Raw genomic sequence first — 8396 nt, 5'->3', positions numbered from 1 at the left:
AATTATCAGAAGATCGTCTTCATTGGTGTGGCATTGGTTGCTATCTGCGCCTCTTCTGTAGTGATGATCGTCGGTGTTATCCCATTCCTTGGCCTTATCGTGCCGAATATCGTGTCGCTGATGATGGGCGATAACATGAAGAAGATTCTGCCTTGGACAGCCTATTGGGGCGTGATCTTGGTATTGGTTTGTGACTTGTTAGCTCGAATCGTCATCTTCCCTTATGAGATACCAATCTCGATGGTAATCAGCATCTTTGGTGGCTTGATTTTTATCTACCTAATCATGAGAGACAAGTCGAATGCGTGATTCAGTAAAAATTGCGATTCTGGCTATCGCGTCTTTGGGGATGGCGGCAGTATTTGTGGGGCAAGGACTTACGTGGGATAACTACGAGTTCTTCTTATCTTTGCGACTACCAAAACTGCTGTCGATTGTGTTGGCGGCGGTGGCGATCTCTGCATCGTCATTGGTGTTCCAAACCATCACTAATAATCGAATTCTAACCCCATCCATCTTGGGCTTTGACAGTCTGTATATGCTGGTTCAAACGGTGCTTCTGTTTGTGTTTGGCAGTACCAGTTTCTGGGTGATTGATTCAATCGCAAACTTTTCATTGTCTGTGACTGTGATGATCTTGTTCTCGTTTGCGCTGTTCCATTTTTACTTCAAGAGCAAGCGAAACAACGTATTTACACTGTTGTTGATTGGTATTGTGTGCGGCAGCGTATTCTCAAGCTTGGCTAACTTCCTTGCGATGTTGATTGACCCGAACGAGTTTGCCGTGCTGCAAAATGTGATGTTCGCGAGCTTCAATAACGTGAAAGGTGAACTGGTTTACCTCAGCCTTATTCCACTGGGTTTGAGCTTGCTTGGCCTGTGGTTGTTGGCTCCCAAGCTTGATGTGCTTTGGCTTGGTGTTGATAACGCGACAAGCTTGGGCGTTAACACCAAGCGATTGACTCAGATTACCTTAGTGATTGTGTCAGTGATGGTCGCAGTATCGACGGCTTTGGTTGGCCCTGTGCTGTTCTTTGGTTTAATCACCGTGAGCTTAGCTCGTCAGATATTCAAATCTTATCAACATCGTGTGCTTATCATCGCGAGCAGTTTGTTAGCGGTCGTTCTATTGGTTTCAGGCCAATGGTTCATTGAAAAAGTAATGGCGTTTGAAACCACTGTGAGCGTGATCATTAACTTGGTCGGCGGTTTGTATTTTATGTTCTTGTTGTTACGCACCAGAATTCAGTAAAGGTAATAAGTAGTGATTAAATTAACAGGTTTGAGTAAGAAGTATGGCAAGACACTTGTGGTGGATGATGCCAGTGCCATGTTCCCTAAAGGGGAAGTGACTTCTATCATTGGCCCAAATGGTGCGGGTAAAAGTACTCTGCTTTCTATGGCGAGTCGCTTAACCGAAAGTGATGCGGGCGAGGTCGTTATTGGCGATAAATTACTGGCTGAATGGGATACCAAAGAGCTTGCGAAGCACCTTGCTGTGTTAAGACAATCAAACAACATCAATATGCGATTTACGATTCGTGAGTTGGTCTGTTTTGGGCGTTTCCCACATTCTCAAGGTCGCTTGAAAGACGAAGATCATAAGATCGTCGATACGGCACTAGAGCACCTTGGCATTACCGATATCCAAAACAGATACCTTGATGAATTGAGTGGTGGTCAGCGTCAAATGGCGTTTATCGCGATGGTTGTGGCGCAAGATACGGATTATGTGTTCTTGGATGAGCCACTAAACAACCTAGATATTAAACACTCGGTTGAAATCATGCAGACGCTACGTCGCCTAGCGCATGAGTTTAATAAGGCGGTCGTTATCGTGATTCACGACATCAACTTTGCTTCTTGTTACTCAGATAACATTGTCGCGATGAAGAGGGGCCAAGTGGTTAAGTCGGGCAAGGTCTCTGAAGTGGTTGAAAAGTCAGTGATGGAGTCGATCTACGAGATCCCATTTGAGATTCGTGAGTTCGATGGTGTTCGAATCTGTATGTATTATTCAGGTCGTTAGGTTGCTGGTTCGCTAGGCTATTTGATTCTCTAATGACTTAAGTGAAAAGAGCTCCCGAGTGAGGAGTTCTTTTTGTCTTTGCCAGTTTGTATTTTGTTAATAAAAGGTCTGGATTCAAAAGTAATCTGTATAATTTCCTTTGTATTATAATGACTTAATCGACGTAATATTGACTGGTCATACTTCGACAAACGTTGGTTTGATGTCACTCGAAGATCTACTCTTCATTTTCAATAAACAATTGCTATTTTTTCTGATTAACCTCTAAAAATCGTTCTACACTATATTTATAACTGTTTGATTTTTATACGAGGTATCAATGAGTCGTAAACCCATAGTGTTAGTCGTAGATGACACCCCAAGCAATTTGGATGTGTTGACTGCAATACTTAAAGATACCTATCAAGTCAAAGTAGCAATTAACGGTACCATTGGCATCAAGATAGCCAAGATGGTGCCTCAGCCAGACCTCATTCTCCTCGATATCATGATGCCTGATATTGACGGTTATAAAGTTTGCAGACAGCTCAAAGAACAGCCCAACACCGCGCATATCCCCATTATCTTCGTTACTGCCAAAATTGGACCTGAAGCCGAAGTAAAAGGGCTCTCCTTGGGGGCTGTAGATTACCTAACCAAACCGATAACCCCTGCTATTGCACTCCAGCGTGTGAAAACGCATATCGCACTTTATGACCAACAACGCGCGTTGTTTAGTCAGGTAAAAGAGAAAACTCAAGAGATCAATCTCGGTAAGCTAGAAACACTGAACATACTGGGTAGAGCTGCTGAATTTAAAGACAATGAAACAGGCATGCACGTTAAGCGTATGAGTCACTACTGTGAAGTGCTAGCTAAAGCCTTGGGAATGACTGACGAAGATGCCGAGACGTTGCGTGATGCAGCACCAATGCATGATATTGGCAAGATTGGCATTCCCGATAGTGTGCTGCTAAAGCCTGGTAAGTTGGATGCCGGTGAGTGGAATACCATGCAGAAACACGTCGAGTACGGTGTTGAAATTCTTGGTAGGCAGAGTGATTCCAAACTGATGCGTATGGCGATTCAGGTGGCGCAATATCATCATGAGAAATGGGATGGCAGCGGTTACCCAAACCAGATCGCGGGTGAAGAAATTCCTTTGGTAGGAAGAATCGCTGCGGTGGCTGATGTGTTTGATGCCCTGACAGCAGAGCGTCCTTATAAGAAGGCTTGGAGTGTCGATGAGGCACTGAGCTTGTTTGAAGAACAGAAAGGCAAACATTTTGATCCAACTATCGTTGATCTGTTCTTTCTTAAGTTGCCCGAGATTCTTGCGATTAAAGAGAAGTTTAGCGATGAGTGATGGCTTGATGTTGTCACTAAATCGTTTTGTATTATCTCTTATCATTGGCTTATTGGTGTGGTCACTAGTCATTCGCAGTGTAAACGCGGCTGAAGTGACCGATGCTAAGTTAAACCAGTGGTTGGAAAACCAACCGACCATCACATTTATTGCGCTTTCCGACCATTACCCGTACTCATTCATCGATGACGACGGGCTGGTTTCTGGGATCATCAAAGATTGGACATTGGATCTTGAACAGCGTTTTGGTGTCCATGTTCGGTTTATCACAGTTAACTCGCGCGTCGAGGCCAAAGCGGCGTTAGTCGATGGGCGAGGCGACGTGTTCCCATTCCAACAGTTCGACCCAAGTGAAGGTGGACGTTTTCTTGCAAGTGATCCCTATATTCCTTATCAGGTGGCTGTGATAGTCCCTATCGACAAAAAACTCGATGGAAATCTAGATCAAAATAATAAACGCCGCATTGCGATGGTAAATGAAAACATAGACTTGGAGCGTGCAGGAGTGAGGTTGAGCTCTATCGAAAGAGTCGATTTTGAGAATGTTATTGATGCGGTGCGTGCGTTAGGGTCTGGTGATGTTGAAGGCATGGTCGGTGAACCTATCACCACTATGGATCTTGCGAAAAAGATTGGCGTTCATGATCTAGCGGTCAACTATGTTTTGGAGCATTGGAAAAAGTTAGAAGCGTCGATGGTGATTCGAAATGACGAACCAGAGCTACTGACGCTAATCAACAAACAAATTGAAACTTTTGACGTTGCAAATAAGAACCAGATTTTATCAAAGTGGCTAGATACCTCTCCTTATCGAGTGCCACTAAAAGGCGTATTTGGCTTTGGCAACCCTCCGTATATGTATCCAGACAGCACCGCGGTCGGGCTAGAACACGACATTATTCAACGTGCCCTTAATGATATGGGGTATAAGCTGGGTGACGTTGTCACTCTCCCTCCTAGTGCCGCTAGAAAGGCCATCGACAACAATAATTCTATTGCCTTTGTTTCTGGCGTTCAGTTTGATGATCCTAATGCTCATTTCCTAAGTGATAAAGTTCTTAATGTTGAGTTTGTTCCTGTTTCACTGACTCGCCGCAAGCTCAAACTTGAGTCTCAGAACGACCTATCACTAGGGGCGTTATTGTTCGACGAGACCTCACCAATTAAAAAGTCTGTTGAAGTACTGAAGGGTAAGTTAGACATTGGTCGTGTCGAAGATTACGAAGGTCTTGAATCGGCATTCTCACAATTGAGGGCTCAAAATGTTGACCTGTTAATGGTTGAACGAAGAGTTCTGGAGTGGTTTATCACCAATACTCGTTTTATTGAAATGGCAGAGCTAACGTTACATGACGAGTATAAAGTTGAGTATCCGATCTATGTTGACTTTAAGAGTGAGGAAATCAGAGACAGCTTCAATGCCGCGATTAACAACCTTAAACAGGCCGATGACGGTTTAAGCCAAATTATCGAGATGCAGGTTCAGAATGATCTAAGCCAAGTGCTTAAAAAGGCGAATATCATAGCGCAAATATCCGCGTATTTTATCGTCAATGACCGCTTTGAAGAGTTAACCGAAGTTTTTGAAATTTTCGATACGGACAGTTCATTTCAGGTGATCACTGCACAGGCGGATAATAGTAATCGTCCAATCAAATCTTGGTACATCGGTAACCTAGTTGATGAATATGGAGAGAAGAAAAACACCTCTCACTTTTCATCAGTCACCAAGGTCGCAAATTATCGAACCAAAGGAGGGAGCACCAATTCTGGTTCGATGACTTTCTACTTTGATGTTCAGTCGTTAGAGCGGAACCATGTTTATTTTCCATCAGTCGAACAATTTAGTTCATTCGGAGATGCGGCGAAACGCTATATTGCGGATGTTTATCAAGCGAGTAATTTGACAGGAGAGATCTTAAATCTAAGCCAAAAAGAGAGGAAGTGGATCAAAGACAATCCGGATGTTCGGATAGGTATCGATCCAAATTCGTTGCCTTATGAGGCGGTATCCAATACCGGTGAATACATCGGTATGATTGACGATTACCTAACGCTCATTGAGCAGAAAACAGGGTTAAGTATCAACCATGTAGACGTTGCAAGTTGGTCTGAGACCCGAAGCTTGGTTGATCATCATGAAGTAGAACTGGTCTCCGCAGCACAAGAGAACCGTTCGTTAGGAGACAACGTCAAAGCAGTCAAGAGCCTGTTTTCAAGCCGTTTAGCTATTGCATCGAGACGAGACATAAGTAGCTTGGTGCTTGAGGAAGCTGAAGGATGGAAAATCGGTATCTTGAAGAACGCAGCAAATACCGATGCGATTGTCGGGAAATACCCGAATATTGAATGGGTGAAAGTAGAATCCACTGAAGATGGGCTTAACCGACTGGATGATGAAACCCTAGATGGCATGATCGATACTGTCGAAGTCCTAAACTACCTCATTGATTCATTTGGTCATCGTGAGGTCGGAATTATCGGACGACTTGATTTTTTCCTTTCTCCAACCTTACACGTCATTAAGTCTGAACCTTTGCTTTATTCCATTGTGAATAAGGCGATTGAGAGCATTTCTGCTGAAGAACGTCAAAAGATATCGGCGAAGTGGGCAGCGCCAAAAGCGATAGAAAGAGTTGACTATGAATTGGTTTATACCATTTCAGGTTTTGCTTTGGTGATCGTTTTACTTATCGTTTTCTGGAATCGAAAACTCTCGAAACAAATAAGCATTGCCAATGATGCAACAGAGGCGCTTAAGAAGGCTCAGGAGCAGCTCTATAATATGCTTAACAGCTCTCCTATCGCCGCGAGTGTTGTGTTTGAAGAGAAAGTTCGTTATGCCAACGATACTGCGAAACGGCTGTTTGGGGTTGAAGGTCTTGATCTTGATTCTATCGATGTAGATTCTATTCATGACTCTTTATCCGTTCGGGATGATGTACATAAGGAGCTAATGCTCAATGGCAAGGTAGTAAACCGGGAGTTGGTGCTTAGAAAACCTGATGGAACCCGTTTCGTTGCGCTCGTCAGCTATTATTTGTTTGAGCTAGATGGCGAGATAGCCACGCTATTTTGGGCATTCGATATTTCAGAAATGAAGCGCCTTAATGAGCAATTAGAAGAAGAGAAACAGAGGGCCGATTTGGCGAGCCAAGCTAAATCGGAATTCTTAGCCAATATGAGCCATGAAATTAGAACGCCAATGAACGCTATTATTGGTTTGTCTTATCTGGCGATTGGCGAAATATCTAATCCGGTCGCTCGAAATTACATCGAGAAAGTGCACCGTTCGGGGCATTCACTGTTAAGCATCATTAATGACATCCTCGACTTCTCTAAGATAGAGGCGGGACAGCTTGTCATTGATAGCATCCCATTTGATCCCGTGACGACATTCCAAGATGTCATTGAGTTGATGGAACCCAAAGCGAATGAGAAGCAACTTAACTTGTCTATGTCGATAGATCCAGAGTTAAACACTCCGTTGATTGGTGACCCATTAAGGCTGTTCCAAGTAATACTTAACCTTGTTGGTAATGCGATTAAGTTTACGGAAACTGGCAGTGTCTCGTTAACTGTAGCCCTTGTTGAATCAGATGATAACAGTCTGACTATGAAGGTGATGGTGGCCGATACTGGCATAGGAATTTCTGATGAGAATCTACACAAGCTCTTTGAAGCATTTAGCCAAGCCGATAGTACAACCACGCGCCGATTCGGTGGCACAGGGTTAGGACTCAATATTAGTCAGAAATTGGTTCGTGCAATGGGTGGCCAAATTAGTGTTGGGAGTGTTTTCGGGCAAGGCAGCGAGTTTTCGTTTGTTCTAACATTGCCAAGATCAAGTGTTGAAGAATTGGCAGAGTTTAAAGCCCAAGAGCTGCAACTGGATTACCAGATAGAGTTCAAAGGTCAAAAGGTATTGCTCGTTGAAGATAATGAGTTAAATCAAGACTTAGCCTTGGCATTCTTCACCCGCTCTAATCTGAATGCCGACTTGGCAGAGAATGGAAAAGAGGCACTGGAGTTAGCTCAAAGCAACGAATACGAGATGATCTTTATGGATCTGCAAATGCCGATCATGGATGGTTTCGAATCTACACGTTTGATTCGTGAGTTTGATAAAGATGTACCAATTATTGCGATGTCGGCCAATGTGTTTGCTGATGCCAAACAGCGAGCGCGAGAGGCTGGAGTCACGGACTTCTTGGATAAGCCAATTATCATCGATAAAGCCACCTCTTTGATTACGAAATACATCGTGCCAGAGGTTCTGGTTGAAGGTAAAGCGTCATCAGAGTCGCCTTTAGTTAGGGTGCAAGATAGCAGCTCTAACAGTTCGACATTAAGCTCTGATACTCTGATGGTTCTCCCTGTTTTCTCATTGCCAAGGTTCGGTCAGCTGACTCATCATGATGTGAAACTTCAAGAGAAGATGCTTGGTAGATTCTGCCAAGGGGCGCCTGACATTATGTCGGATACCTTCGACAACCTAGTGCAAGATGAATGGGTGACGTTAGAGCGGAACCTACATACGTTAAAAAGCATGGCGGCTTCTATTGGCGGGTTGCAATTGGCTGAACAACTCGGTGGTCTTGAAAGCAAAGCGCATAACAAGGCGTGTGATGAGCAGGATCTTAAACAAGCTGAGCTTGGGTTAATCGAATTGATCAAAACGGTAGAGAGCAGCTTTGATGGCTCTGGTGCTCAAGGTGTTGAAACGGCATGTACTCAAGAAACTGAGGTGAGAAGCGCTGATGCATCGAATTCGCCTAATATCACTCAAGAGCAGCGTGCTAAGTTGTATTCGCTGTTGGATGCTTATGATAACGATGCGACCCAATACGTGACTGAATTACTGGCACAGTATCCATATTCAGCAGTTCTTAAAGATGTCCAAAGTGCGTTAGATAATTACGACTTTGAACGAGCCAAAGAGGTTCTGAGTGCTTCTGAGTAGCTGTCTTTTGAACATCACTCCAACATTAAAGCCTTTAGCTCTTGCTGCGAAATAACGAA

The 8396-nt window shown here is 43.8% G+C and carries 5 protein-coding genes; all 5 read left to right on the top strand.

The window, feature by feature from the left end; genetic code table 11:
- The coding region (locus tag AB4496_RS02090) for an iron chelate uptake ABC transporter family permease subunit (protein WP_372130533.1) at positions 1-309 on the top strand (309 nt) is incomplete at its 5' end.
- Entirely contained in the window at positions 302-1252 is a 951-nt protein-coding gene (locus tag AB4496_RS02085; RefSeq protein WP_012600923.1) for an iron chelate uptake ABC transporter family permease subunit, read from the top strand. The genes AB4496_RS02090 and AB4496_RS02085, both read left to right, overlap by 8 nt.
- 12 nt (positions 1253-1264) lie before the next feature.
- A complete protein-coding gene (locus AB4496_RS02080; RefSeq protein ID WP_102257601.1) occupies positions 1265-2029 on the top strand; it encodes an ABC transporter ATP-binding protein in 765 nt (254 codons plus the stop codon).
- Positions 2030-2348: 319 nt separating this feature from the next.
- Positions 2349-3374 carry an HD-GYP domain-containing protein gene (locus AB4496_RS02075; RefSeq protein WP_009844855.1) on the top strand — a complete coding sequence of 342 codons (1026 nt, stop codon included), beginning with the start codon at positions 2349-2351 and terminating at the stop codon, positions 3372-3374.
- Complete coding sequence (locus AB4496_RS02070) at positions 3367-8337, top strand: ATP-binding protein (RefSeq protein WP_009844856.1); 4971 nt, start codon at positions 3367-3369, stop codon at positions 8335-8337. The genes AB4496_RS02075 and AB4496_RS02070 overlap by 8 nt, the downstream gene beginning before the upstream one ends.
- Positions 8338-8396: the final 59 nt, after the last annotated feature.

Source organism: Vibrio sp. 10N.222.46.A1, from assembly GCF_041473595.1.
Taxonomy (GTDB): Bacteria; Pseudomonadota; Gammaproteobacteria; order Enterobacterales; family Vibrionaceae; genus Vibrio; species Vibrio tasmaniensis_A.
The sequence above is the reverse complement of the archived record's forward strand: the minus strand, read 5'-3'. Positions and strand labels throughout refer to the sequence as shown.

Bases quoted from the DNA above. Each gene is read 5' to 3' on its own strand.
- AB4496_RS02085 (WP_012600923.1), top strand. From the start codon at position 302: ATGCGTGATTCAGTAAAAATTGCGATTCTGGCTATCGCGTCTTTGGGG.
- AB4496_RS02070 (WP_009844856.1), top strand. From the start codon at position 3,367: ATGAGTGATGGCTTGATGTTGTCACTAAATCGTTTTGTATTATCTCTT.
- AB4496_RS02075 (WP_009844855.1), top strand. From the start codon at position 2,349: ATGAGTCGTAAACCCATAGTGTTAGTCGTAGATGACACCCCAAGCAAT.